Source organism: Lacibacter sp. (assembly GCF_057361365.1).
The window spans coordinates 37,529-62,570 of the sequence record NZ_JBMQSG010000001.1 but is presented as its reverse complement, the minus strand read 5'-3'; the positions used below and the strand labels follow the sequence as shown (position 1 = coordinate 62,570).

26 protein-coding genes and 1 pseudogene are annotated in these 25,042 nt (G+C 40.3%); 22 read left to right on the top strand and 5 right to left on the bottom strand.

The window, feature by feature from the left end; genetic code table 11:
• The coding region (locus ACO1QW_RS00330; protein ID WP_486254625.1) for a TonB-dependent receptor plug domain-containing protein at positions 1-1,494 on the bottom strand (1,494 nt) is incomplete at its 3' end.
• A 203-nt stretch (positions 1,495-1,697) separates the two neighbouring features.
• Here ACO1QW_RS00330 and ACO1QW_RS00325 point away from each other — a divergent pair.
• From ACO1QW_RS00325 to ACO1QW_RS00310, 4 genes are all read left to right on the top strand, one after another.
• Complete coding sequence (locus ACO1QW_RS00325) at positions 1,698-4,592, top strand: ligand-binding sensor domain-containing protein (RefSeq protein WP_486254623.1); 2,895 nt, start codon at positions 1,698-1,700, stop codon at positions 4,590-4,592.
• A gap of 125 nt (positions 4,593-4,717) precedes the next feature.
• Positions 4,718-5,461, top strand: a complete 744-nt coding sequence (locus ACO1QW_RS00320) for an MlaE family ABC transporter permease (protein WP_486254621.1) — start codon at positions 4,718-4,720, stop codon at positions 5,459-5,461.
• A gap of 5 nt (positions 5,462-5,466) precedes the next feature.
• Positions 5,467-6,258, top strand: coding sequence for an ABC transporter ATP-binding protein (locus ACO1QW_RS00315; RefSeq protein ID WP_486254619.1), 792 nt, complete (start codon positions 5,467-5,469; stop codon positions 6,256-6,258).
• Complete coding sequence (locus ACO1QW_RS00310) at positions 6,240-7,217, top strand: MlaD family protein (RefSeq protein WP_486254617.1); 978 nt, start codon at positions 6,240-6,242, stop codon at positions 7,215-7,217. Before ACO1QW_RS00315 ends, ACO1QW_RS00310 begins: the two co-directional genes overlap by 19 nt.
• 29 nt (positions 7,218-7,246) lie before the next feature.
• Here the strand turns inward: ACO1QW_RS00310 and ACO1QW_RS00305 are convergent, their stop codons facing one another.
• Entirely contained in the window at positions 7,247-7,633 is a 387-nt protein-coding gene (locus ACO1QW_RS00305; protein WP_486254615.1) for a hypothetical protein, read from the bottom strand.
• Positions 7,634-7,796: 163 nt separating this feature from the next.
• On the opposite strand from ACO1QW_RS00305, the gene ACO1QW_RS00300 reads away from it, so the two are divergent.
• Positions 7,797-8,321, top strand: coding sequence for a YciE/YciF ferroxidase family protein (locus ACO1QW_RS00300; RefSeq protein ID WP_486254613.1), 525 nt, complete (start codon positions 7,797-7,799; stop codon positions 8,319-8,321).
• A gap of 104 nt (positions 8,322-8,425) precedes the next feature.
• The gene (locus ACO1QW_RS00295; RefSeq protein ID WP_486254611.1) at positions 8,426-8,845 is read left to right on the top strand and encodes an Hsp20/alpha crystallin family protein; all 420 of its coding nucleotides are present in this window, start codon (positions 8,426-8,428) and stop codon (positions 8,843-8,845) included.
• 147 nt (positions 8,846-8,992) lie between these two features.
• Here ACO1QW_RS00295 and ACO1QW_RS00290 read toward each other — a convergent pair whose 3' ends face one another.
• Positions 8,993-10,090: a baeRF3 domain-containing protein gene (locus ACO1QW_RS00290; protein WP_486254609.1), complete on the bottom strand. Its 1,098-nt coding sequence runs from the start codon at positions 10,088-10,090 to the stop codon at positions 8,993-8,995.
• Between the two features lie 331 nt (positions 10,091-10,421).
• Here ACO1QW_RS00290 and ACO1QW_RS00285 point away from each other — a divergent pair, with 331 nt between their 5' ends.
• The 4 genes from ACO1QW_RS00285 to ACO1QW_RS00270 all read left to right on the top strand — a co-directional run bounded on the left by ACO1QW_RS00285 (position 10,422) and on the right by ACO1QW_RS00270 (position 13,000).
• Positions 10,422-11,243, top strand: a complete 822-nt coding sequence (locus ACO1QW_RS00285) for a universal stress protein (protein ID WP_486254607.1) — start codon at positions 10,422-10,424, stop codon at positions 11,241-11,243.
• Between the two features lie 162 nt (positions 11,244-11,405).
• Positions 11,406-11,618 carry a YgaP family membrane protein gene (locus ACO1QW_RS00280; protein WP_486254606.1) on the top strand — a complete coding sequence of 71 codons (213 nt, stop codon included), beginning with the start codon at positions 11,406-11,408 and terminating at the stop codon, positions 11,616-11,618.
• A 64-nt stretch (positions 11,619-11,682) separates the two neighbouring features.
• Positions 11,683-11,841, top strand: a complete 159-nt coding sequence (locus ACO1QW_RS00275) for a hypothetical protein (protein WP_486254605.1) — start codon at positions 11,683-11,685, stop codon at positions 11,839-11,841.
• Between the two features lie 148 nt (positions 11,842-11,989).
• Positions 11,990-13,000, top strand: coding sequence for a metal-dependent hydrolase (locus ACO1QW_RS00270; RefSeq protein WP_486254603.1), 1,011 nt, complete (start codon positions 11,990-11,992; stop codon positions 12,998-13,000).
• Here the strand turns inward: ACO1QW_RS00270 and ACO1QW_RS00265 are convergent.
• The gene (locus ACO1QW_RS00265; protein WP_486254601.1) at positions 12,997-14,178 is read right to left on the bottom strand and encodes a phospholipase D-like domain-containing protein; all 1,182 of its coding nucleotides are present in this window, start codon (positions 14,176-14,178) and stop codon (positions 12,997-12,999) included. The two genes, ACO1QW_RS00270 and ACO1QW_RS00265, sit on opposite strands and share 4 nt — an antisense overlap.
• 164 nt (positions 14,179-14,342) lie before the next feature.
• On the opposite strand from ACO1QW_RS00265, the gene trxA reads away from it, so the two are divergent.
• The 7 genes from trxA (at position 14,343) to ACO1QW_RS00230 (ending at position 18,676) form a co-directional block, all read left to right on the top strand.
• Entirely contained in the window at positions 14,343-14,642 is a 300-nt protein-coding gene (gene trxA / locus ACO1QW_RS00260; protein WP_486254599.1) for a thioredoxin, read from the top strand.
• A gap of 74 nt (positions 14,643-14,716) precedes the next feature.
• Positions 14,717-16,375, top strand: a complete 1,659-nt coding sequence (locus ACO1QW_RS00255) for a Na/Pi cotransporter family protein (protein WP_486254597.1) — start codon at positions 14,717-14,719, stop codon at positions 16,373-16,375.
• A gap of 88 nt (positions 16,376-16,463) precedes the next feature.
• On the top strand, positions 16,464-16,916 hold the full coding sequence (locus ACO1QW_RS00250; protein WP_486254595.1) for a pyridoxamine 5'-phosphate oxidase family protein: 453 nt from the start codon (positions 16,464-16,466) through the stop codon (positions 16,914-16,916).
• A gap of 103 nt (positions 16,917-17,019) precedes the next feature.
• Positions 17,020-17,244: a YtxH domain-containing protein gene (locus ACO1QW_RS00245; RefSeq protein WP_486254593.1), complete on the top strand. Its 225-nt coding sequence runs from the start codon at positions 17,020-17,022 to the stop codon at positions 17,242-17,244.
• A gap of 16 nt (positions 17,245-17,260) precedes the next feature.
• The gene (locus ACO1QW_RS00240; protein ID WP_486254591.1) at positions 17,261-17,626 is read left to right on the top strand and encodes a phage holin family protein; all 366 of its coding nucleotides are present in this window, start codon (positions 17,261-17,263) and stop codon (positions 17,624-17,626) included.
• Positions 17,619-17,906 (top strand): hypothetical protein, encoded by a 288-nt coding sequence (locus ACO1QW_RS00235; RefSeq protein WP_486254589.1) that lies wholly within the window; start codon positions 17,619-17,621, stop codon positions 17,904-17,906. Before ACO1QW_RS00240 ends, ACO1QW_RS00235 begins: the two co-directional genes overlap by 8 nt.
• Before the next feature lie 323 nt (positions 17,907-18,229).
• A complete protein-coding gene (locus ACO1QW_RS00230) occupies positions 18,230-18,676 on the top strand; it encodes an Hsp20/alpha crystallin family protein (protein ID WP_486254587.1) in 447 nt (148 codons plus the stop codon).
• A gap of 100 nt (positions 18,677-18,776) precedes the next feature.
• Here ACO1QW_RS00230 and ACO1QW_RS00225 read toward each other — a convergent pair whose 3' ends face one another.
• Positions 18,777-18,917, bottom strand: coding sequence for a hypothetical protein (locus ACO1QW_RS00225; protein ID WP_486254628.1), 141 nt, complete (start codon positions 18,915-18,917; stop codon positions 18,777-18,779).
• Here ACO1QW_RS00225 and ACO1QW_RS00220 point away from each other — a divergent pair.
• From ACO1QW_RS00220 to ACO1QW_RS00200, 5 genes and pseudogenes are all read left to right on the top strand, one after another.
• Positions 18,858-19,061, top strand: a pseudogene (locus tag ACO1QW_RS00220) (heavy metal translocating P-type ATPase metal-binding domain-containing protein); the annotation flags it as partial. The gene ACO1QW_RS00225 and the pseudogene ACO1QW_RS00220 overlap by 60 nt on opposite strands.
• Before the next feature lie 321 nt (positions 19,062-19,382).
• Positions 19,383-21,206 (top strand): heavy metal translocating P-type ATPase, encoded by a 1,824-nt coding sequence (locus ACO1QW_RS00215; protein ID WP_486254626.1) that lies wholly within the window; start codon positions 19,383-19,385, stop codon positions 21,204-21,206.
• A gap of 113 nt (positions 21,207-21,319) precedes the next feature.
• Complete coding sequence (gene ccoS, locus ACO1QW_RS00210) at positions 21,320-21,514, top strand: cbb3-type cytochrome oxidase assembly protein CcoS (RefSeq protein ID WP_486254585.1); 195 nt, start codon at positions 21,320-21,322, stop codon at positions 21,512-21,514.
• A 12-nt stretch (positions 21,515-21,526) separates the two neighbouring features.
• Positions 21,527-23,659 carry a cytochrome-c oxidase, cbb3-type subunit I gene (gene ccoN / locus ACO1QW_RS00205; RefSeq protein ID WP_486254583.1) on the top strand — a complete coding sequence of 711 codons (2,133 nt, stop codon included), beginning with the start codon at positions 21,527-21,529 and terminating at the stop codon, positions 23,657-23,659.
• 199 nt (positions 23,660-23,858) lie between these two features.
• Entirely contained in the window at positions 23,859-25,034 is a 1,176-nt protein-coding gene (locus ACO1QW_RS00200; protein WP_486254582.1) for a cbb3-type cytochrome c oxidase N-terminal domain-containing protein, read from the top strand.
• Positions 25,035-25,042 lie beyond the last annotated feature (8 nt).

Below are 25,042 nucleotides of genomic sequence, written 5' to 3'. Positions count from 1 at the left end.
CTTCTCGTGTGATACGCTGTTAAAACGTCCTGTTACCTGTGAGCCATCGGCATTCATACTGTTCTCAACATTCAACGGACCATAAAACACCAATGGTGTAAAGCTCTTTGAATTGCCATCATACTTTGTATACCCGAAACGGCTTGTAAGAACAAGATCTTTAATAACAGTGTATTGCATTTCAAACTTACCATACAGCTTGTTGCCTACATTCTTATTAAACGTATTATCCAGTTTTGTAAGCGGATTAAAAATCTCTGATAACAGTAAATTGCTATATCCATATTTACCAATTGTATTAGGTACAGTGTTTAATACCGAAACAGTAGGATCAAAATTCAGAGCGCTACCCAACACGCTGTTGAAAGAGTTTTCCTGTATGCCTCTTCCATCAAGCAATGTAGCGGTGGTATTTAAAATGAATTTAAGTTTTGATGTAAGATTAAATGAGAGGTTGGCTGTAAAGTTGCCACGGTTAAATCTCGATTTATCATTTCCTCCCACAATACCACCTTGATTCAGATAACCTGCAGACAGGAAGTACGACATTTTATCGCTTCCACCACGTGCAGAAATGGTATGCGTTTGGAAGGTTGCATTTTTGAATACTTCCTTTTGCCAGTTGGTACCTACACCTACTGTTGAAAGATTTGGGAAGATGGGATTACCACCTGCGGTAACGCTACCTTCATTAAGCATGGCGGCATATTCAGTTGCATTTAAAACACCAATTGTGTTCATCACCTGTTGTACACCATAGTTGCTGCTGAGCGTGATTTCTGTTTTTTGATTTTTGCGACCGCTCTTCGTAGTTACCACAATAACACCGTTACCACCCTTTACACCATAAATAGCAGTGGTAGCCGCATCTTTTAATACGTTGATGGATTCTATATCAGATGGGTTGATGGAATTAAAATCAGTTAATGTTTGAGGCACACCATCAATGATCACCACCGGGTCAGTTCCCGAAAAAGAAGGAATACCACGGATGAGCACGGTAGGCTTTGAGCCTGGTGATCCGCTTTGAATTACGTTTACACCTGATGCCCGGCCCTGCAACGCTTCTTCTGTACGCACAGGTTTCAGCTTTTCAATATCAGCTGCCTTAATAGTGGAAATAGCACCTGAAACTTTTGTGACCTTTTGTGTACCGTAGCCTACTACAATTACCTCGCTGAGGTTAGCAGTGGTACTCTCTTCTAATTGAATATCGGCTGCACCCGAGCCTGTAACGGTGTAACGGAAATCGGCCAGCCCGGTATAAGTAACCAGCAATACTGATCCACGGGCTGCTGAAATTGTGAAGCGGCCTGCAGCATCGGTTAAGGTAGAAGCAGAAGTACCTTCAACCTGCACGGTTGCGCCAACCAAGGGCTCACCAGTTGCTTTGTTTTTTACGCTTCCGGAAACAGATAAACTCTGTGCGAAAGACTGCTGCAGAAAAATGCCGAGGAAAATTACAAGACACAGAATTGTGTACTTACATTTCATAAAGCAATCGTTTTAGTTTTTAAATAATCGAAGGGAAAATCAACAACCTAAAATTATTACCAACCTCTACAGCATGGAAATAAAATGCCCCATCATTACTACATCAAAAAATTCAATAAACTGATTTTCAATCGTTTTCTACTACATCATTACTACATCATCAGAAATTCCCTACATTCACTTTTCAATTACGATGCCTGCTCATGAAGAAAATTTTGTTCTTCCTGTTATTACCCATTTTTGGCCTGGGCCAAAACACAATTGGCCTGCCTGATGTAATCAATTATTCGAAACAATCGTACGCCGCCGGCCTTCAGAACTGGGATATTAAGCAGGATAAGAACGGTATCATCTACATCGCCAACAATGAAGGTCTGTTGAGCTTCGATGGCCGTTACTGGACACTTTACCCCTTGCCCAACCGCACCAATGTGCGTTCTGTTGAAGTGGGTACTGACAATAATATATATGTGGGCGGCCAGGATGAACTTGGTTATTTTGCCCCGGCTGAAAACGGGAAACTGGTCTATCATCCCCTCAACAAATTTATTCCGGCAAAAGACCAGTCCTTTGGTGATGTATGGGATATCGTTACGTATAAAAAGGATGTATTCTTCCGTACTTCAACAAAAATTTTCAAGTTCAGCAACGAGGCCGTTGCCACTTACCGGGCAGTTTCAGAATGGTCGTACATGGGCATTTGTAATGGAAGGCTCATGGCCCACGATTTTGTAAACGGCTTGCTTCAGTTTGAGAATAACGTAATGACCACGATACAAACAGCTGGCATTACTCTCCCGAATGATGCTGTTACCGGCATTTTGCCTGCCGGTAAAGACAGCATGCTCATTACCACAGTTAAGAATGGCATTTTTGAACTGGCCGGCAATACAGTTTCGAAGCTTTCTTCGGCCAATAACAGTTTGTTTCAGAATGAACGTATTTATTCGTCTATAGCTATTAATAAGGAGTGGCTGGCTTTAGCTACAAATAACAGCGGCGTTTACATTATCGATCTGGAGGGAAACATTATTCAAAGTTTTTCGAAGGCAGAAGGATTACAGAATAACAATGTGCTGAGTATTTTTCTCGACAATCAACGTAACCTGTGGCTGGGTCTTGATAATGGCATTGATTTCATTGCGTACAACAGTTCCATTAAACATATTACGCCATTTGGCCAGGATGGTTCAGGTTATACGGCCATGGTATACAATAACCGGCTTTATACCGGCACATCAAATGGTTTGTATAGCGTGGGTTTGCAGCAGGTGAACGATCTTAGTTTTAGTAAGGGCAACTTTCAACCCGTAAATAATACAAAGGGGCAAACCTGGGGCATGGCGCAAATCAATAACCAACTGTTACTGGGCCATCATGAAGGTGCGTTTATCATTAAGGATAATACGGCTGTTCCCTTTTCATACGATGCAGGTTTTTGGAATTTCGTCCCGCTTTCATCCACGTTCCCCGCACAAAAGATCGTATCAGGGACATATAAGAATTTACAATTCTTCAATTATGATAACGGTCAATTTACATCAGCCGGAGCAGTACCCGGCTTTGTTGAATCATCAAGATTTGTAACCATTGATGAGAACGATCATATATGGATATCGCATCCCTATCACGGCGTTTATGAAGTAGTGCAGTCGCCCGAGGGAAAATATTCCGTAACAACTTATACGCAACAGCACGGGTTGCCTTCCATTTTAAACAACCATGTTTATAAAGTAAAGAATGAAGTATTGGTGGCCACTGAAAAAGGTGTTTATGTGTTCGATCAAAAAACAAAAAAGTTTCAGCCTTCTGCTTTTTATCAAAAGATCATTGGCAACCAGAGTGTGCGTTATTTAAAAGAAGATGCTACTGGAAACATTTGGTTTATTCATGAGAAGACATTGGGTGTAATGGATTTTTCAGGAAAGGAACCTGCGGTGATTTACCTGCCTGAGTTAAATACAAAAATGCTAAGCGGGTTTGAATTTTTATATGCAGTAAATGAACAGAATATATTTCTTGGGGGTGAAAAGGGGTTCTATCATATCAACTATGAAAAATACAAACAAACTGCTACTAACCTGAATGTGCAGATACGTGCTGTACGCATCATCAACCAAACAGATAGTCTTTTGTTTGGCGGTTACTTTAAAGCAGTGAATGAAAAACAATTGCAGGACAAAGCAGATGTGCGCAGCGTCGGCAACAGTTGGAAAACAATCAGGTTCGATTTTGCGTCGCCTTTATTTGGCCTGCAATCAAATCTTGAATATAGTTATCGGTTAACAGGATTCGATAATAACTGGAGCGAATGGAGCAAACGCACAGAAAAAGAATACACCAACCTGCCTGCAGGAAATTATAAGTTTGAAGTGAAAGTGCGCAACAATCTCGGCAATGAATCGGAAGCGGCTGTGTATTCATTTGAAATGTTGCCGCCATGGTATCAAACAATTTGGGCCTACCTGTTTTATGCTCTGTTGCTTACTGCAGCAGTGTTTGCTTTATTTAAGTGGCAGCAAAAGAAATTTAAAGAGCAACAGGCTATACATGATGAAGAACAAAAGCGACTGCAATACATCTACGATCTTGAACGAAGCAAAACGGAAAGTGAACTTGTAACGTTGCGGAATGAAAAACTGGAAGCCGAAATAAACTTCAAAAATTCTGAGCTGGCATCTTCGGCCATGCATCTTGTAAAGAAAGGTGAGCTGCTAACTAAAATAAAAACCGAACTGGCTCATGTAATGAGAGTATCGGATAACCCGCAGGCAGTGGGTGAACTTAAGAAAATGATGAAGTCGGTTGGGGAAGATGACAACATGGATAAAGAGTGGGAAAACTTCACCAAGCATTTTGATAAAGTTCACAGCGACTTTATTGTAAGCTTAAAAGAAACACATCCTTCCATCACCAATAATGAAATAAAACTTTGTGCTTATCTGCGCATGAATTTAAGCACGAAGGAAATTGCACAACTGATGAATATATCTGTGCGTGGTGTTGAGATCAGTCGTTACAGGTTACGTAAAAAATTAGGCATTGGTACAGAAACAAACCTGTTCGATTATTTGATACAGCTGCATAAAGAAGATTAAGCTTATAACATTTCTTCATCTGATGTTCGTCACATACGAACATGACAGTCTTCATATGGCACCGACTGATTATTATCAATATTTGGTATTGATTTTCATCTGTTATGTTTGCCCACATTAAAAAGATGCTCATCGAGACCGGTTTACTTGGTCGTTTCTCCTTTCGGTTTATTGGGCAAAGCATGCATGCCCGTTTCGAGTTCAGTGAATTTATTCGTCAATGTTACACGATCGGTTATAAATCGTTTCCTCTTGTTGGTCTTACCGGTTTCATCATGGGGCTTGTGCTTACCATGCAACTACGCCCCGCCCTCCTTGACTATGGCGTAGCCACAGAATTACCGGAAATGGTGGGCATCGCCATTGTTAGAGAAATTGGCCCTGTTATTACCGCACTCATTTTTGCCGGCAAGATAGGCAGCAGCATTGGAGCTGAGTTGGGGAGTATGAAAGTAACGGAGCAGATCGATGCCATGGAAGTAAGCGGTACAAATCCTTACAAATACCTGGTGGTAACGAGAGTACTGGCATCAACCTTTATGTTACCACTATTAGTTATTGCAGGAGATGCCGTTTCATTATACGGCTCGTATATCGGTGTTAATATAAGAGGTGTTACCAGTTTCCAGCTGTTTTTTAAGATGGTGTTCGATGGTTTGGCTTTTAGTGATGTGATGCCTGCCATTGGTAAATCATTCTTTTTTGGATTTGCCATTGGTATGATCGGTTGTTACAAAGGATACTATGCACAAAAAGGAACAGAAGGTGTTGGACGTGCGGCTAATTCTGCTGTAGTTGTAAGCTCAGTGGCTGTATTCATTATCGATCTGTTGGCTGTTCAAATTACCGACCTGTTTGGTTTAAACTGATATGCATGTTACAGGAACAAACGATACAACCATTCACCGCAACTGCGTTGGCAGAGCGGGTAATAGTTGTGCAACACTTGTACAAATCATTTGGCAGCAATCATGTTTTGAAAGATTTTAATCTTGAAGTATATAAAGGCGAAAATGTTGTGGTGCTAGGCAAATCGGGTTCGGGAAAATCGGTACTCATCAAATGCCTGATTGGTTTGCTTACACAAGATGCAGGAGATATCGACGTGCTACATGAAAATGTGCTTTCGCTCAACAGCAAACAATTGGATGTACTGCGTTCAAAAGTGGGTTTTCTTTTTCAAAGCAATGCATTGTATGATTCAATGACCGTTCGTGAAAACCTTGAATTTCCATTACGACGACATTGGATCAAACTAACAACCACAGAAACAAATGACAAAGTGATGGATGTGTTGACCAATGTTGGTCTTGCCCACACGGTTGATATGATGCCTGCAGAACTTTCTGGTGGCATGCGCAAACGTATCGCTTTGGCACGCACCTTAATTCTCGATCCCGAAATAATGCTGTACGATGAACCGACAACCGGGCTTGATCCCATTACCGGCAAAGAAATCGGCGAACTGATGTTGAAAATGGGTGAAAAATACAATACATCGTCCATCATTATTTCACACGACATGAATTGTATTCGCATGACAGCCGACCGTATTGTGATGCTCATTGATGGCCGCTGTTATACACAAGGCACTTACACTGAGCTGGAAAAAAATGATGATCCTTTGGTTAAACAATTTTTTGAACAATGGCAAAGCAAACAATAAACAATATTAAGCTGGGACTATTTATTATAGCTGGTTTACTTCTCGTCATCATTGGTTTATATTTGATTGGGAGAGACAGCAATCTTTTCAGCAAGAACTATGTGTTGAAAGCAAGATTTGAACATGTGCAAGGATTAACACCAGGTAATAATATTCGTTACGCAGGTATACAGGTAGGTACAGTAAAAAAAGTAGCCATCATCAATGATTCGTCTATTGAAGTAACCATGCTCATTGAAGAATCCATGAAAAAATTTATTCGCATGAATGATGTGGTAAGTATTTCAACTGATGGTTTGATGGGGAATAAGTTATTACAGATAACGCCTTCAAAAGACGGTTCCGCTTTTGCTGTAAACGGCGATGTATTGCGTACAAAAAAACTGATCAACACCGAGGAAATGCTGGAATTATTAAACCGCACTAACCAAAACGTTGCTGTTATATCTGAAGGTTTGAAAAATACAGTGCATCGAATCAACAACAGTGCGGCGCTGTGGGCTATTCTCGACAATAAGACTTTGCCGCAGAACATTCTTGCTTCCGTCAACAACATTCGCTCTGCAACTGTAAAAGCTGATGGAATGGTGAAGGATCTGCAAACCATCATTGCTGATGTTAAGCAGGGCAAAGGCTCGCTTGGAAAAATTGTAACGGATACTGCTATTGCTTTTCAATTGAACGAAGCCATTGAAAAAATAAGAATGGTGGGTAGCCATGCCGATTCACTGGCGGCCGACTTACATAAATTTACCTTGTCGGTGCAAGACGATGTAAACAATGGCAAAGGCAGCGTTCATACCTTGTTGAAAGATTCTTTACTGGTGAAAAAACTGAATAACAGTTTACAGAATATTGAAAAAGGAACAGATGGCTTTAAACAGAATATGGAGGCATTAAAACATAACTTCCTGTTTAGAGGTTATTTCAGAAGGCAAGAGAAGCAGAAAATGAAATGAATATCTTGAATACAAAAAAAATTTGCCACCTAAACCGCCCACTTGCCTTTTAGTTGCCAGGTCAGCAACAAAATCATTAACCCAATACCGAGATACACAAATTGCAGCCAGTGCGAAACTCCAATGAGAAACATTTGAACAACTGTCCATCCAATAAGCACAATACCCCCTGCAATGGTCGCATTGAAACGCAACGGATGTGATCGTAAATTAAACACAAGTGCTACAAGATTAGAACCACCGACGAGGATGCAGAGTATAAGTCCGGGGATAAGAAAACTACTAAATGGTGTTGATTTTAGTATAACGGTTGACATGTGAAACAACGAACCGTCGGGAGAAGCAACGAGCAAAGCTCCGGATACAATGGATGTAAGTGCCACAAACGCAAGGAGCAGATTTAAAAACAGTTTCATAATCAGCTTATCATTTTATTGCACGAGGTGAACCACAATCATCGTTCCAAAACACTTAATTCCACACAACAAAAGCAATGAGTTTTATCATAAACTGTATGATAGTGATCATAGGAAACTGTACTGTAGTATACTAAATTGGGAGACGATAAAAACTTGTCATATGAAAGAAGAACTTACTATCATCACAACGCTGCATCACCTGCTCGATCATGAAGCAAGTAAATTCTCAAGCGCCGAAATGCAATTAAATAACGCATTACCACAATGGATCAGCAAAGCAAATTCGGTTAAATTAAAAACAGTGTTGCAGAAATATAAAGATGACATTACTGAGCACCTGCAACAGCTTGAAGATTTTGTAAATGCTGAGCAGCTCACTTCACTACCGCTTACTAACCGCATCATGAATGCATATATACTTGACACAAACGAAAAACTTGTTGTTTGCGCCGATGCTGAAGTAACCGATGCATGCCTGTTAGCAAGCGTGCAAATGATCAATCATTACAAGATCAGCGCTTATGGAACAGCCGCAGCGTTTGCCAATACATTAGGCATGGACAATGCGGCAGGCTTTTTCCATAAAGCAGAAGTTCATGAAAAACAAATCGACGACCGCTTAACACAACTGGCACAATATGAAATAAACTTCAGGGCAAAATCTCCCATTGTACTTCCGGGATAAACTGCTCTGAGCCTGAATAATGATCCGTCTTTTGAAAATTATGTACCTGTAATGGTTACAATAAAATCGATACATATATGGAACATTATTCATCAACCCGCAACATGCACTACATATACCCTGGGGAGTACACGCCTCTGCCCGAACTTGAAGAGTTAGCTACAGAACTGAAGCTGCATAAAGAAGGCATTGCGTTACAACCGTTGGTAAATGTTTGCGACAGAGCAGAAAGCTTTACAGTTGAAGTGGCTATACCCGGCGTAAAGCAGGAAAACTTTTTAATTGAAGTGAAGGATCGTATTTTATCCATAGCCTTATTTGTAAAAAAGAATTCGGGTCATATCAGCGGAAATTTTCACCTGCACGAATTCAATTACGAATGCTTTGAGCGACGAATTTATATTCCCGACAATGTTAACCCCGAACTGGCATCCGCCTTTTACAAGGATGGCCTGTTGCAGATTTATATTCCAAAAGAAGCTATTCCGGTACAGACAGGCGCTCTACGCATTGTTGTTTATTAACTACAGCACTTATCGTTAAAGGAGAAACAGTTGGTACTATTCATGCTGTTTGGGCAACTACTGCACACCCATCACTTCGTAAAACAAAAGGTAGCAGGATGAAAAGCACAGCTTTAATCCTGCTACCTTTTTATTGAGCTCCCGTAATTAATAGTAATTGATCAACACTATTTTTTCGAATTGTTCCAGCACAGCTTCGTCCACAAATTCCACATCGCCTCCGTTTTCCAATACTTTTTCAATTACATCATCCACTGCATCTTTTATATAAGAAAACCTGTTGTAAGGTTCCTCCAATTTATCGATCTCATCAACGGAAGCTCCTTGCTGCGCTGCATACATATAATTTTTTTCCACCACCAGCAGTTGTCCTTTTTTCTGCATGGCATCGTGCCAAACACTTTTAATGCCCACTGCCAGTTTTTTTCTTCCTGCCGCTTCATCAATCTGGTTGAGCAGATTTTTTTCTTTCACTTTTTTCCAATCATTAATATAAGGCTGTAACAATTCTTTCAATTGCACAATAGAACAATCTTCGTAATTACCATGTATGATCTCCACAATGGCTTTCTCATGTCGTGTAATTTGTTTGAAATGCCCAAGCATCCTGTCAGTTGCAATTACAAACAAAGGAAGATGGTAAGCATTCAAAACAATATCAAGCGAGTGATCAATATGGTATAGAAATTTTTTTATCATCACCTGCTTTCGATCCGATATATCTGAAAAATTAGCCACCCGTTCAGGTACTTCGTTTACGTAAGCTTCTATCTGCTCGGGTCTGTCGGAAATAATACGCACAAGTTCACCACTGTTACCCAGGTACATCCTGCTTTCCTTTCCGCTCAGCAACAGTACAAGGTATTTGTGCAACTGTTTTTTACTGTACACCAAATCCCTGATCTCAAACGACTCATCAATAATTATTTTTTCTTCAACAGGCACATCGAGATATAATATTTTTTCAAACACGGGAGATACAAATAAGGCGATGCTCTTTTTGTAGGTATTAAAATTCAGATTTCTTACAATTGTTTTAAGCTTTGTCATTACAAGCGTTGCAATTTCAGCCGGATATTGCGCCTGTAGCTCCTCTTCTACTTTCTTCACTGCCATTTTAAGCGAATACATTATTTCCGCTTTTAAATTCATTTTCGGTTCAAACGGGAGTATGATTGAAACGGAAGGTCTGTAACGAAGTGCTTCCATTACTTCCCGGATTTCAGGAGCGATGTTGACATTCATATCGTTTGATTTAGATACTCAAGCTATTTCAATTGACATCAACATCCAATGACAGCTATCACGAAAGGCTTTGATGCTACTCATAAAAGCCCCTGCAAAAATGAAAGGGAAAAATTGGTGCTTAACAACGCTTTGTACACAGCCAGGCAAAATTTTACCCGCACTTATGCAACCGTAAGAACTGGCAGGTAGTTTGAGGCAACTTAGTGATAGAATAACCGTCAACTCATTAAACAAAAAAAGCATATGACTCAAATCAGCCCGTTGGCTACTGCGAGTCATTCTTTACTCCTCGCCAATCCTTGATCTTTAACCTTCAAAATCATTCATCATGAAAAAGATTCTGCTGGCATTCGACGGAACTCATTTTTCTAATGGTGCATTTGAATTTGCCCGTCAACTGAATGAGTTAGAACCCGTTTTAGTAACCGGCGCCTTTTTGCCACAGGCACAAGCCGCCAACTTATGGAGCTATGCCGATGGCATGAGCGGCCCAATGTTCGTTCCTTTAGTTGAAGAGCGTAACACGGATGTGATGAAAGAAAATATGACAAAGTTTGAAACGCTTTGTCGTAAACACAGCATGGAATACCGTGTGCACGAAGACCTGTATGATTTTGCATTGCCCGAACTGAAAGCAGAAACAAGATTTGCGGATGTATTGGTGATAGGCAGTGAAGTGTTTTATGAAAATCTCGGTGGAAAGCTGAATGAGTATCTCCAGGATGTATTGCATCGTTCAGAATGTCCTGTAGTGGTTGTGCCCGAGCAGTATAATTTTCCTAAGACAAACATTCTTTGTTACGATGGCACAGAATCATCTGTATACGCCATTAAACAGTTTGCATACCTGTTTCCTGAATTAACCAAACAACCTACACTGCTGGTGTATGTTCATGATGATGGAAAGAATGAGTTTCCGCAACAGGTAAATATTGAAGAACTCGTATCAAGACATTTCAGCGATCTCACATTGATGAAGCTCGATATGAGTCCTGAAAAACATTTCAGCACCTGGATGAATAACCGTGAAAGTGCTTTGATCGTGTCAGGTGCATTTGGACGTTCTGTTATTTCACAACTCATTAGAAGAAGTTTGGTGAAGGATGTGATTGCAGAACATAAGTTACCCGTATTTATCGCACACAGATAGATAGCAATTTGGTTGGTGATTGTTTCGGGGCCGATATCCATCGGCCCCTCTCTTTTTCTGACAACTATCACCACCTATGGCTTCACACATCATTCTTTAATTGCAGTTTGTTCTACATCTTGTAGGTGATCATTTATATCTCTCAACAAACAAACTAAACAAATGAAAAAGAATTTGGGTAATGTAGATCGCATCATCAGGCTTTGCCTTGCCGGCATTCTTGCGTTGTTGTGGTTTCAAAATATTCTCCCAAGCCCATGGGGTATTATTGCGCTATCAGTTGCAGCTGTATTTGCAGTAACCGGTTTTGTTAGCTGGTGTCCTATTTATGCGATGTTTGGTTTAAGGAGTACTGCTAAAAATCAGCCGCAATAAAAACAAAGCCTTGCTGCTTTTATTAAAACAACATCCCACTTTCACGGATGTTAAACCTGTGCGTATGAAACTCAACAAAGAATGGCATATTAAACATCCAATGCCTAAGAATCCAACGCTTGACGAGCGGATTGCCTGGCATATTGAGCACGCAAAAAATTGCCGCTGCCGGGAAATGCCCGAAAGTATTAAGATAGCGATAAGCAAAGCAAGGAAAAAGTGATCTCTGCATATTTTTCTACCGAACATTATTGAAGAAGTAAAATGAACAAAGCCGTGCCCAAAAAAATGGCAGGTTACTTGTACTGAAGAGAGTTCAAATAACTTGAAATTACCAACATTCAGTTTACTTTCACCACATAAACAACAGCATGGATTCAATTACGCACATTGCTCTGGGCGCTTGTATTGGTGAAGCATTTTTTGAAAAAGGCTTTGGTAAAAAAGCAATGCTGTGGGGCGCTTTGGCGCAAAGTATTCCTGATATCGATTTTGTTGCTTCTTTCTGGATGAGTACCGCAGATGATCTGTTGGCACATCGTGGCTTTACACATTCGCTCTTGTTCGCAATACTCATTGTACCGGTGATGGCATTGATTGCCGAACGGGTTCATCGGCCGCATGATATCTCGTACAAAAAGTGGTTCCTGTTTTTTTTAGTGGAAGTATTAATGCATTTGTTTCTTGATGCATTTAATAATTATGGCATCGGTTGGCTGATACCTTTTAACGACCACCGGTTTTCATTTAACACCTTGTATGTGGCCGATTTTTTATTTTCTATCTGGCCGGGTATTGCATTTGCAGCACTTATCATACTTAATCGCTTTCATCCTCGTCGTCCATTCTGGTGGAAGCTGGGCATATTTGTACCGATGGTGTACCTCATCTATTGTGTGTCGAACAAAGTAAGTATCGATAGTGAAGTAAAAAGAGCAATGGTTGCGCAAAACATACCTCATGAGCGATATTTCACCACACCAACTCCGCTAAATAACTGGCTATGGTATGTGGTGGCTGGCAACGATAGTGGTTATTATATTGGTTATCGCTCGGTGTTTGATAAAAAGCCCGGCATGGATTTTAATTTCTTTCCCCGCAATGATTCATTATTAAATCCTGTTGATCAGTTTGAGGACATGCAAAAACTTGTGCGATTTTCGCAACAGTTTTACACCTTGGCAAAATGGGGCGATACATTGGTGTTTAACGATCTTCGGTTCGGACAAATACTTGGCTGGCATAATCCAAAAGAAAAATTTGTGTTTCACTATTTCCTCCAATATCCAAACGAAAACAAACTGGTGGTGCAGCGGGGCCGCTTTACCGGCTGGAACAAAACCGAAATAAAAATATTGTTACGAAGAATGTGGGGTGATTAATCTCTTTGTTTGAAATAAAAGGTGAAGAGAAAAAAGATAAGTCTTATTATTTCGTAACAGAAGCGTTGCCACAGCCGCTTGATAAATGTGTTGTGACGCTCAAACTCTTTTTCTGTTATACGTATGCAATCAGTTCTCATGATCCCGTCAAGGGTTTGCTCCACGCTTTCAGCAAATTGTTTGTTTTGAATATCGATGTTCAACTCAATACTAGCATAAGCGCTTATATTATTTACGTTGTATGAACCAACGGTTACAAACTTACCGTCGCAGGTGCTCAACTTACCGTGTAATACGTTGGGCTGGTATTCATACAATTCAATTTCATTTTTCAGCAACCAGCGATACAGGTAACGTTCAGCGTGTTTCACCATAGATATATCGCTGATGCCTGCAGCAATTACTTTTATCTTTATACCTCGTCGTGCTGCCAATGTCATATTTCGCCTGAAAGCACGGCCCGGTAAAAAATAACTCGACATAATGCAGATATGTGAATTGGCTTTACGGAACATTTCCAGGTAACTCCGGCTGATCTGGTTTTTGCGGTTCACCCAATCGTTTCTACGCACACGCACTAGGCATTCTTCGCCATCATAATTTGTAACCGCTTCTCTTTTTATTCGTTGATTTTTCTTTTTACCCCAACCCGATTTATTCCACACATCTGCACATAAATTATACAGTTCGCCACTCACTTCGCCTTTGCTGTATAAGGCCCAATCGAGCCATGCTGCTGAATCGGGCATATCGTTATAGCGGTTAGAAATATTTACGCCTCCTACTAAACTATGCAAAGCATCAACCACAACAATTTTGTGATGCATTCGTCTGCCAAAATAAAAATACCGGCTTCTGAAAACCGGTTCGAACCAGCGGAACTGAACGCCGCTTTCTTTCAAATCAGTAATAAATTTATCGGGTAAGTTTTGCGAAGCATAACCATCGAGCAACAGATAAACCTTCACGCCTCTTTTTGCAGCTTTCATTAAAGCAGTAGCCACTTCGCTACCCGTTTCATCATCATCAAAAATGTAAATCTGTAAATGAACGCTGTGCTTTGCTTCTTCCAGTAACCTAAAAAGAATGGCAAAAAAATCCCGACCACCTCTAACCAGCTCCACGTGGTTGTGTGTACTATATGTAGAAGAAACTGGAAATTGTTTTCGGGGCGCCATGTATGGCAAATTACTATTAATCTTTTTTCATCCTGCTTGTTTTTTATTCATCATTATAACATGAAATGGTCTGTTTATTGATACAGGTAAGAAGGATGATGAATGTCAAATACAATATTGACTATTCTCATTGAAAAATGTATTAACAGAATGTAGCTTTAGTCATGAACAACTTCGAGTCACATATATACGGAAGTAAACCGGTGGTTGTTGATTTTTTTGCAGAATGGTGTGGACCATGCAAGTTAATGACGCCGGTGCTGCAGCAAGTAAAAGATGCTGTGGGCGACCGTGTGACGGTTCTGAAAATGGATATTGATAAAAATCCGGGTTTTACTCACCACTATGCTGTGCAGGCGGTACCTACCCTTATCATCTTTAAAGATGGCCACGTACTGTGGCGGAAAAGCGGAGTGGTTCCTGCCCATGAAATTTTAGAGCACCTCAATACAGTGATGAGCTGAATTACTTCCGAACCAAGTTGTGATGGCCGGGCTTTATGCCCGGCTTTTTTGTATGAAATATGTATCTTGACTTTATGGGAATTTCATTTGATATATGGAAGATACTTGCCGGCGTTGCTATTTTTTTGTTAGGGATGAATATGCTGGAAGAAGCATTGCAACAACTGGCTGGCCGACCATTCAAATTATTTCTCCGAAAACATACACAGCATAAATTAAAAGCCATTGGTGCCGGTGCAGTTGTTACAGCTTTATTGCAAAGCAGCAGCATTGTAAATTTGATGTTGCTTGCATTTGTAGGTAGTGGCATTATTCAAATGCAAAACGGGCTGGCCATGATGTTGGGCAGCAATATTGGCACCACTTTCACCAGCTGGATCGTTGCAACAGTGGGCTTCGAATTTAATATTGAAAATTTTGCATTGCCGGTAACCGGAATTGCAGGTATTACAATGGTACTGCTGAACAAAAACAGCAAATGGTTTCAGCTGAGTAAATTCTTTCTGGGTTTCAGCTTTTTGTTTGTTGGCTTAAATTTTATGAAAACAGCTGTTGAAGCAATGGTGCAGCAAACAGATTTAAGTCGATTCAATGATTATCCTTTGCTCTTGTTTTTATTGATCGGTATGCTCATCACTGCTTTAATACAGGCAAGTTCGGCTACCATTGCGTTGGTATTGTCGGCATTGAATGCTAATGCGATTGGCCTTGAACCCGCCATGGCCATTGTATTAGGCGCCGAAGTTGGTACCACTATTAAATTATTACTTGCATCAGCAAAAGGTATCCCGGCAAAAAAGCAAGTGGCATTGGGCAACTTCCTGATGAATGTTATTATCTCGTTGTTGCTGGTGTTTTTCCTGGGTCCGCTCTCGTGGTTTATCAATGAAATATTGGGTGTTAAAAATCATGTGCTGGCACTGGTGGTGTTTCAAACGATGGTGAACATTATCAGTATTATTATTTTCTATCCTTTTTTAAACCCTTTTGGAAAATTCTTAGCTGGCCGGTTTACTAAGGAAAGTGATGAAACCTTGTTCATCCATAAAATAAAACCCGCAGAAACAGAGCTGGCATTGCAAGCCATGCAAAAAGAAACTGATCATTTTCTGCAACTCATCATTACTTACACGAAACATATTTTTGAACTGCACACTCACCAAAAAAACGGGACCGAATTTGAAAAGAAAAACCGTGAAGAAAAATACGAGTTCATTAAACATTTGCACGGAGATATCCTTGCATTTTATGTAAAGATGCAGGCCAACCCTGCACAACCGGAAGAAGCTGCCAGGTTTCAACGCTTTATTTCCTCAGTACGTAATGGCATGTATGCTTCCAAGAGTTTGAAAGATGCCTGGCATGATGTGTTGATACTTAAAAACTCATCGAACGATAAGAAGTTTGCTTATTATGAAGAAAGCCGGAAACGTACAGAACATTTCATCAACACCATCAGTGAATTACTTAATAAGAAAGATTCTGCTACCACAACTGCGGGCAAACTAGTAAAGCTTTATCATGATGTCATCACGGGTTATACCGATGAGTTAAGTCATTTGTACAAACAAGGTACAATTGATCATTTAAATGAAACAGAAATATCAACCATCATTAATTACAACCGTGAATTATACACGGCTTACAAATCACTTATACTCGCAGCAAAAGATCTCTTACTCAGCGAAAAAGAAGCGGTTGCTTTTGAAGAGTTGCCCGGCTTTATCCGATAAATGTGAGCAGCATCAAAACAGGTGCTGATAAACATCATCGTTATTATTGTGCTATACAAATATTTTTGATAGCCGTTAATGGTTTGCCATGCTTGGTTCATTAAATACATCCGAAATTGAAGACCTGCTTTACCAATGCAATCTTGGGCGTATTGGCTGCAGTTACCATGGTAAGGTTTATGTAGTGCCGGTTAACTATATCTATGATGGCAGGTCGGTAATTGCACATTCAGTAGAAGGGTTGAAAATTCGCATCATGCGGAACAACCCTTCTGTTTGTTTTGAAGTGGATGAAGTGGAAACCAATAAGAAATGGAAAAGTGTAATTGCCCAGGGCATTTACCAGGAAATAGTTGGTGAGCGTGAACGTTACGAAGCCATGAAATTATTTGTGGATCGCATGTTGAAATTAAAAGTAAGCACCACAGCACATCCGCCCGAAATGCAACCCGATCGTTTACATCATACACATACAAGTGTAAAACCTGTTATCTATCGAATTCTGCTCCTGGAAAAATCCGGTCGTTACGAAAAAGAATAACCTACTCTCATACTCTACCATGATGCACATCATTGGAATGGCTTTGTGGAAATACTATCTTAGAAACGTTCAATTAATTATTGTTCACCTATAAATTTTTCACATGAACACATTAGCTAAGATCGCAGTTGCTGCTGGCACAGGCTTAGTAGCCGGAGCCGTTTTGGGCGTTTTGTTTGCACCCGACAAAGGAGAAAACACCCGCAAAAAAATTGCTGATAGTGGAAAAAAAATCAGCGATAATGTAAAAGAAAAAATGAGCAACCTAAAGGTTAACATTAAAGGAAAAACTGAAACTGTGAAAGAAGGAATTGAAGAATTTGTATAACCCCGAAACAGCCGGCATGGAAGATACATTTGCCAAAGCAGAACAATTGGCCGAACATGTTAGAGAGTATATCAACAACCGCATGGATGCGGTGAAGTTGAATACAGCTGAAAAAAGTTCGAAACTTGCAGCAACAGTGATTGCGTCTGTTGTTGTGGGCATATTCTTTTTCAGCTTCCTGTTCTTTGCCAGTACTGCTTTGGCATTTGTTTTTTCACGACTCACCGGTGAGTTGTGGTTAGGATTTTTAATTGTAGCGGCTATCTACTTACTGATGGGAATTATAGTTTGGCTATTGAGAGATCGTTTGCTCCAATTGCCCATTATGAATTCGTTACTGCAGCAATTATTTACTGACGAAGATGCGGACGACGATGAATAAGATCAGATCTATAAAACAATTAAAAGCCCTGCAAAAAAAACTCGAGCAGCGAAAAACAGAGCTTGAAAAAGCAATACGTTACGATTGGCGTGATGTAAAAGAAACAATGAAACCAAAGAATGTCGCAAGCCAGGTATTTGCACAATTCTTCAGTAAGCAACAGCAAGAAGAAGGTTCATCGTTAGCCAACACTTTGTCGCAATTAGCCGCTGTAGCTATCAAAATGGCAGTTGAAAAGGCAGAGGAAAAAATGACAGAATGGATGGCAAATAAAAAATAGCACAAAAATTGTGTACCATTTTTTGAAACAAATAATTCTTTAGTGGGCAGAGAAATGGTAGTTAATGACAGGCTATAATTTTTTGAAAGGATCATTTGTTGATTGCAGATTTTTAACCTCCGACGAACGTTATGTTCAAATGCGTTCATTTTCTACCAGCAGTTAAAGGGAGCACATTCCTTCTGTTAAAATGCAATAATGTCTCCCATTTATTACTGACAACTCTCACCACTTTATTTGATGCAGGTTCTTGAAATCCGACGTTGTGGAAGCTATATTTAGTATAGAAAATTATTCACTCATTATAAAACAAGGAGGTGTATATGTCAACAAGAGCGCTTTCAAAACCCGGCATGCTGCCTACGGTATTTAATGATTTTTTCAAACCCTGGAACGAATGGTTTGATAATGGCGGCACTTACACAGGCAACACAATGACAATGCCTGCAGTAAACATTGTTGAAACTAAAGAAGAATACAAAGTTTCTTTAGCAGTACCCGGCATGAAAAAAGAAGACTTCAATATTGATGTGGAAGGCAATATGCTTACCATCAGCTGCGAAAAAGAAATGAACAAAGAAGAAAAAGAACTACAATATACAAGGAGAGAGTATAGCTATTCTTCTTTCAGCCGCAGCTTTACTTTACCAGAAGAGGTAAACAAAGAAAAAATTGAAGCTAAATATGAAGAAGGTGTGTTGAAACTCATGCTTCCAAAAAGAGAGGAAGCTAAAAAGCTCGCAGCGGGCAAACATATCGCTGTAAAATAGTCCTGCCAATGGCGGGATTGTAACCCGGGCCCTGCCGCAATCGATTTGTGGCGGGGCTTTTTGTGCAGATGAGCATCGTCAGTTCGTTTTCTGATATTGGTCAGAAAGCAGCCAGCAGTCCAGTTTTAATTTGCACCCTGTTATGAACACGACTGTAAAGAACGCAGTAAAATGCTATCACTGTGGTGATGAATGCATCAACGAAACAATACAACTCGCCGACAAAAACTTTTGTTGCCAGGGTTGTAAAACCGTGTACCAGGTGCTTAACCAAAGCGATCTCTGCGATTACTATGAGTTAAATAAAAATCCCGGCACCAGCCAGCGCATTACAGTTCGTAAAGACAAGTTTTCGTTTCTGGATGACGATAAGATAGAGCAGCAGCTCATCTCCTTTCGTGATACGGAACAAACGCATGTAACATTTTATTTACCGCAGATCCATTGTAGTTCCTGCTTGTGGCTGCTGGAAAACCTGCACCGCTTAAATACAGCAGTTATTTCCTCACGTGTAAACTTTACGAGGAAAGAAGTAGCCATTGTTTTTGACCAGCAGAAAACATCGCTTCGGTCAATTGCAGAATTGCTAACCAGTATTGGTTACGAGCCCTACATCAGTTTGCAAAATCTTCAACAGGCCAAGCCAAGAATTCAACGCAGTCTTATTTATCAACTGGGTGTGGCTGGTTTTTGTTTCGCCAACATTATGCTCATGAGTTTTCCTGAGTACCTCGGTTTGGAAGGAGCAGAAAAAAGTATGCAATCGCTGTTCAGGTATTTCAACCTCATATTAGCTATTCCTGTTTTCCTGTATAGTTCTCTCCCCTTTTACAAAAGTGCATGGGGAAGTTTAAAGCATAGATATCTCAATATCGATGCGCCTATTGCCCTGGCCATCATTATGACGTTTGGCAGAAGTTTATACGAAGTGCTAAGCAATACCGGTGGTGGTTATTTCGATTCAATGAGTGGCATTGTTTTCTTTATGTTGGTTGGCCGTGTGTTGCAGGAAAAAACTTACCAGCAATTATCGTTCGAACGTGATTACACGTCCTATTTTCCTATTGCTGTAACGGTGTTAAAAGACAAACAGGAAATTCCAACTGCTTTACCCGATATCAAAAGTGGCGACACCATTCTTATTCATAATGAAGAATTAATTCCTGTTGATGGTTTACTCACAAGAGGAAAAGCATTTATTGATTATAGTTTTGTTACGGGTGAATCGCTACCTGTTTTAAAAGACATGGGCGAATTGCTGTATGCAGGTGGAAAACAAACCGGCGGAAATATCGAATTGCTGGTGATGAAAGAAGTATCACAAAGCTACCTCACCCGTTTATGGAACAACGATGATAAAGCAAAGCCACAAAAAATATCTTTTGTGGATGGACTCAGCCGTTACTTCACATGGGTTGTGTTTGCATTGGCGGCTATTGGTGCTTTATATTGGAGTTTTTATGACGGAGGCAAAGCATGGAATGTGGTAACCACGATATTGATCGTTGCCTGCCCTTGCGCTTTATTACTCAGCAACAGTTTCACGAATGGAAATGTGTTACGCATTCTTAGCAAAAACAAATTGTATTTGCGCAATGCACAAACCATTGAAGAAATGGCAAATGCAAATCACCTGGTATTTGATAAAACCGGTACACTTACCACAACAGAAGAACAGGATATTACTTACACTGGTGAAAATTTTAATGATGAAATTGCAGGAAGCATAGCAGCAGTTGCTGCGCAAAGCACCCATCCGTTAAGCAAACTGCTTGCAAGAGAATTGCGTAACGATACAGCGTACGAAGTAAGACAGTTTAGTGAAACCACAGGTCGTGGAATCAGCGGTATTGTTAACCATCGCATTATCACACTTGGCTCTGCCGAGTTTGTTACGGGCGAAGAAGTAACCGTATTCAACGGCAGTTCAGTTTACGTTTCTGTTGATGGTGTATTGCTTGGTCACTTTCATATCCGTAATCATTATCGTCCTTCCATTTTTAACCAGGTAAGACAGTTGAGCAAACAATACCGCATTTCTGTTCTTTCAGGCGATAATGAAGGTGAACGACTAAACCTGCAGCAGGAACTTGGCATGGATGTAAAATTATTTTTCAACCAACAACCACATGACAAGCTCAATTATATTAAAGAGCTGCAGGAAAAAGGTCAGAAAGTCATCATGATTGGCGATGGATTAAATGATGCAGGCGCCTTAAAACAAAGCGATGCCGGTATTGCCGTAACTGAAAGCACCAACAATTTTACCCCTGCCAGCGATGGAATACTGGAAGCCGATCGGCTCAGCCAGCTTTCAAACTATCTCCACTTTACCAAAGCCAACAAGCAAGTGGTGATCGCCAGCTTTATACTATCGATCGTTTATAATATTATCGGTCTCACATTCGCTTTACAGGGAATATTATCACCCCTGGTGGCAGCTATTTTAATGCCTTCCAGTTCATTAAGCATCATCCTGCTCACCTTTGGAGCTTCTTCGCTCTACTCACGTTTTCTCAGGCTGAATTAGAAAAAAACTGATGGCCATCATGCTGCATTTGATCAGAGTCAACCATTTGTCTGATCATGGTCAGTCCTCATCCCCTGCACTAAAAATAGTTTTACACCCGAAAATAAGAGCATATGAGTGTCATCATTTTATTATTGATCGCCAGTATATCGGTAGCCGCCATTTTTCTCGGGGCATTTTTATGGAGCGTGAAAAACGGGCAGTACGACGATGAGACTTCGCCACCCATGCGCATTTTATTTGACAATAACACACCTGCAAAATCTGAAACGCAGGCCACGCAAACAACGAACAACTCAAAACAATAGTAAACTGAAATTATGCAACTAGAAAAATTTTACTACGACAACAAGATCGTAAAATACTTTGCCAATGCAACGGCCATTTGGGGAGTAGTGGGTATGCTCGGTGGTTTGTGGGCAGCTATCCAGATCTATTATCCTGCAGCATCGCTTGATATTGCCGGAACTACATTTGGCCGTCTTCGTCCCATTCATACCAATGCTATCATTTTTGCATTTGTTGGCAACTGTATGTTTACCGGTATTTATTATTCGCTGCAACGTTTGTGTAAGGCAAGAATGTTCAGCGATAAATTAAGTTGGATACATTTCTGGGGCTGGCAATTAATTATTGTTGCCGCAGCTATCACTTTGTTTTTTGGTTTTACTACAGGTAAAGAATATGCCGAACTCGAGTGGCCCATTGATATTATGATCACGTTGGTGTGGGTTGTGTTTGGTGTAAATATGTTCGGTACCATTTTTAAAAGAAGAGAAAGTCATTTATATGTTGCCATCTGGTTTTACATCGCCACATGGATAACAGTTGCCATGCTACATATTGTAAACTCATTTGAAATTCCGGTTTCAATGTTTAAAAGTTACAGTTGGTATGCAGGTGTGCAGGATGCGTTAGTGCAATGGTGGTATGGTCATAATGCCGTTGCGTTCTTTTTAACAACGCCCATTCTTGGTTTGATGTATTACTTTCTTCCTAAAGCTGCAAACAGACCCGTTTACTCATATCGTTTATCCATTATCCACTTCTGGGCGCTCATTTTTATTTACATCTGGGCGGGCCCTCACCATTTGCTGTATACCGCCCTGCCAGACTGGGCACAATCATTAGGTGTTGTGTTTAGTGTTATGTTGATTGCTCCTAGTTGGGGCGGTATGCTCAATGGTTTATTTACTTTAAGAGGTGCATGGGATAAAGTGCGTGAAGAACCGGTGCTGAAATTCTTTGTTGTGGCTGTTACCTGTTATGGTATGGCAACTTTTGAAGGCCCTATGCTGAGTTTAAAAAGTGTGAACGCTATTGCACACTTTACCGATTGGATCGTTGGTCACGTGCATATTGGTGGTTTAGGCTGGAATGGTTTTATGGCCTTTGGTATGCTTTACTGGCTTGTTCCAAAAATGTGGGGCACTAATCTTTACTCAAAAAAATTAGCCAACAACCATTTCTGGTTAGGCACTATCGGTATTGTTATTTACGCAGTGCCTTTATACTGGGCAGGTTTTGCACAGGCAGAAATGTGGAAGACGTTTACTGAATCAGGTCAGTTGAAATTTCAGTTCCTTGAAACTGTTACCAACATTATTCCCATGTACATCACACGGAGCGTAGGTGGATCAATTTACCTCGTTGGTGCAATCATGATGGTGTACAACTTATACAAAACGGCAAAGCAAGGTTCATTCATTGCAAATGAAGAAGCAGAAGCAGCTCCATTAGTAAAACATACATCACATACAAAAGAACACTGGCATCGTTGGATCGAAAGAAGACCAGCAACATTATTAGTATTTAGTTTGATTGTTGTGGCTATTGGTGGTATTCTTGAAATTGTTCCAACATTCCTTATTAAATCAAACGTGCCCACTATCACCAGTGTAAAACCTTACACTGCATTGGAATTGCAAGGCCGTGATATTTACATACGTGAAGGTTGCTATACCTGTCACTCTCAAATGGTGCGTCCTTTCCGTGATGAAGTAGCACGTTATGGTGAATATTCAAAAGCAGGTGAATTTATATACGACCATCCATTCCAGTGGGGAAGTAAACGTACGGGACCAGATCTTGCACGTGTGGGCGGAAAGTATCCTGATAGCTGGCATTACAATCACATGATGGAGCCATCATTGATGTCGCCTGGTTCTATTATGCCACGTTATAGTTGGTTACTTGATAACAATCTTGATACAGCTTCAACACCTGCTAAGATCAGAGCCATGCAAACTTTGGGTGTTCCTTATCCTAAAGGTTACGATCAACAGGCAAATAAAGATCTTATGACCCAGGCCAACAGTATTCGCATCAGTTTAAAAATGGATAAGATTGAAACGCCTGCAAACAAAGAGATTGTTGCTCTAATATCTTACCTGCAACGGTTAGGAAAAGATATTAAAGCAGAGAAGAAAACTGAAACAGCATCAGCTGAATAACTCAAACACGTAAAGACAGTAAAATGAAATTTATCAACTACCTCGAAAAAATCAGCAACGTAAGTTTTTACGGGTTGACCTCTTTTCTCATCTTCTTCATTTTTTTCTGCGCCGTATTTATTTATGTAGTTCGTGCAAGCAAAAAAGATATGAATGAATGCAGTCGAATTCCATTAGACTAACTACAAAACTTAAAGCCATGTTCACATACAGATCAACTAATATTCCATCATTTCTACGAAAGCTGCTGTTAATGCTGCCGCTGCTGGCAACAACTATTGCTGCAACAGCGCAAACAACAAGCAGCGCTCCTGCTCCTTCTATTTGGGATAACCCTCTTGCATTAACTATGCTGGCCATCATCTTTGTTTTACTATTGGTGATTGCTTTATTGGCAAATGTGATGTTAGGAACCGCCCGTCTTTTCCTAGATAAACAAAAGAAGAAAAATAATGCGGCGCAAACTATAACTGCTCTTGCCTTATTCCTGTTGCCTATGATGGCAACAGCGCAGGAAACAGCAGAAGCTGCCGCACCTGCAGGGCCAACATCAATTGGCGGTTTGTCTGCAACAACGTTTTGGTTACTCTCCACAGTTATTACAGTAGAATTATTGGTGATTATTGTGATGGGTTTATTTGTAAAACGTTTCCTGGCGAAAGAAAAAGTAATGCAGGTTGTTACTGAAGAAACTGTTGCTGCAAAACCATCATCAATTAAAGTTTGGTGGGATAAGCTTAACAGCTTTAAGCCCATTGAAAAGGAAACGGATATTATGCTCGATCATAATTACGATGGTATACGTGAGCTTGATAACCGTATGCCGCCATGGTGGCTCTATGGTTTTTATGTTACCATTATTGTTGCCGGAGTTTATATATGGCGATACCATATTGCAGAAACAGCTCCGCTCAGCAAACAGGAATTTGAAATCGCTATGCAACATGCTGAAGAAGAAAAAGCAGCTTATTTGGCAAAAGCAGCAAATAATATTGATGAAAACACAGTAACCCTCATTACAGAGGCAGCGGCTATTGAGGCGGGAAAAAATTCATTTGTCCAAATGTGTGCAGCCTGTCATGGTAAAGCAGGTGAAGGGCTTGTAGGACCAAACCTTACAGATGAATACTGGTTACATGGCGGCGGTGTAAAAGATATTTTCAAAACAATCAAATACGGCTGGCCTGAAAAAGGTATGAAAGCATGGCAGGATGATTTTTCACCTGTACAAATTGCCCAGATCAGCAGCTATATTAAATCGTTAAGCGGAACAAATCCTCCTAACGCAAAAGAAAAACAAGGCGATCTCTATAAAGAAAATGCTGCTCCGGCGCAGGATACAGCAACAGCGAAGAAAGATGTAGCAACCAATTGATGAAAAAC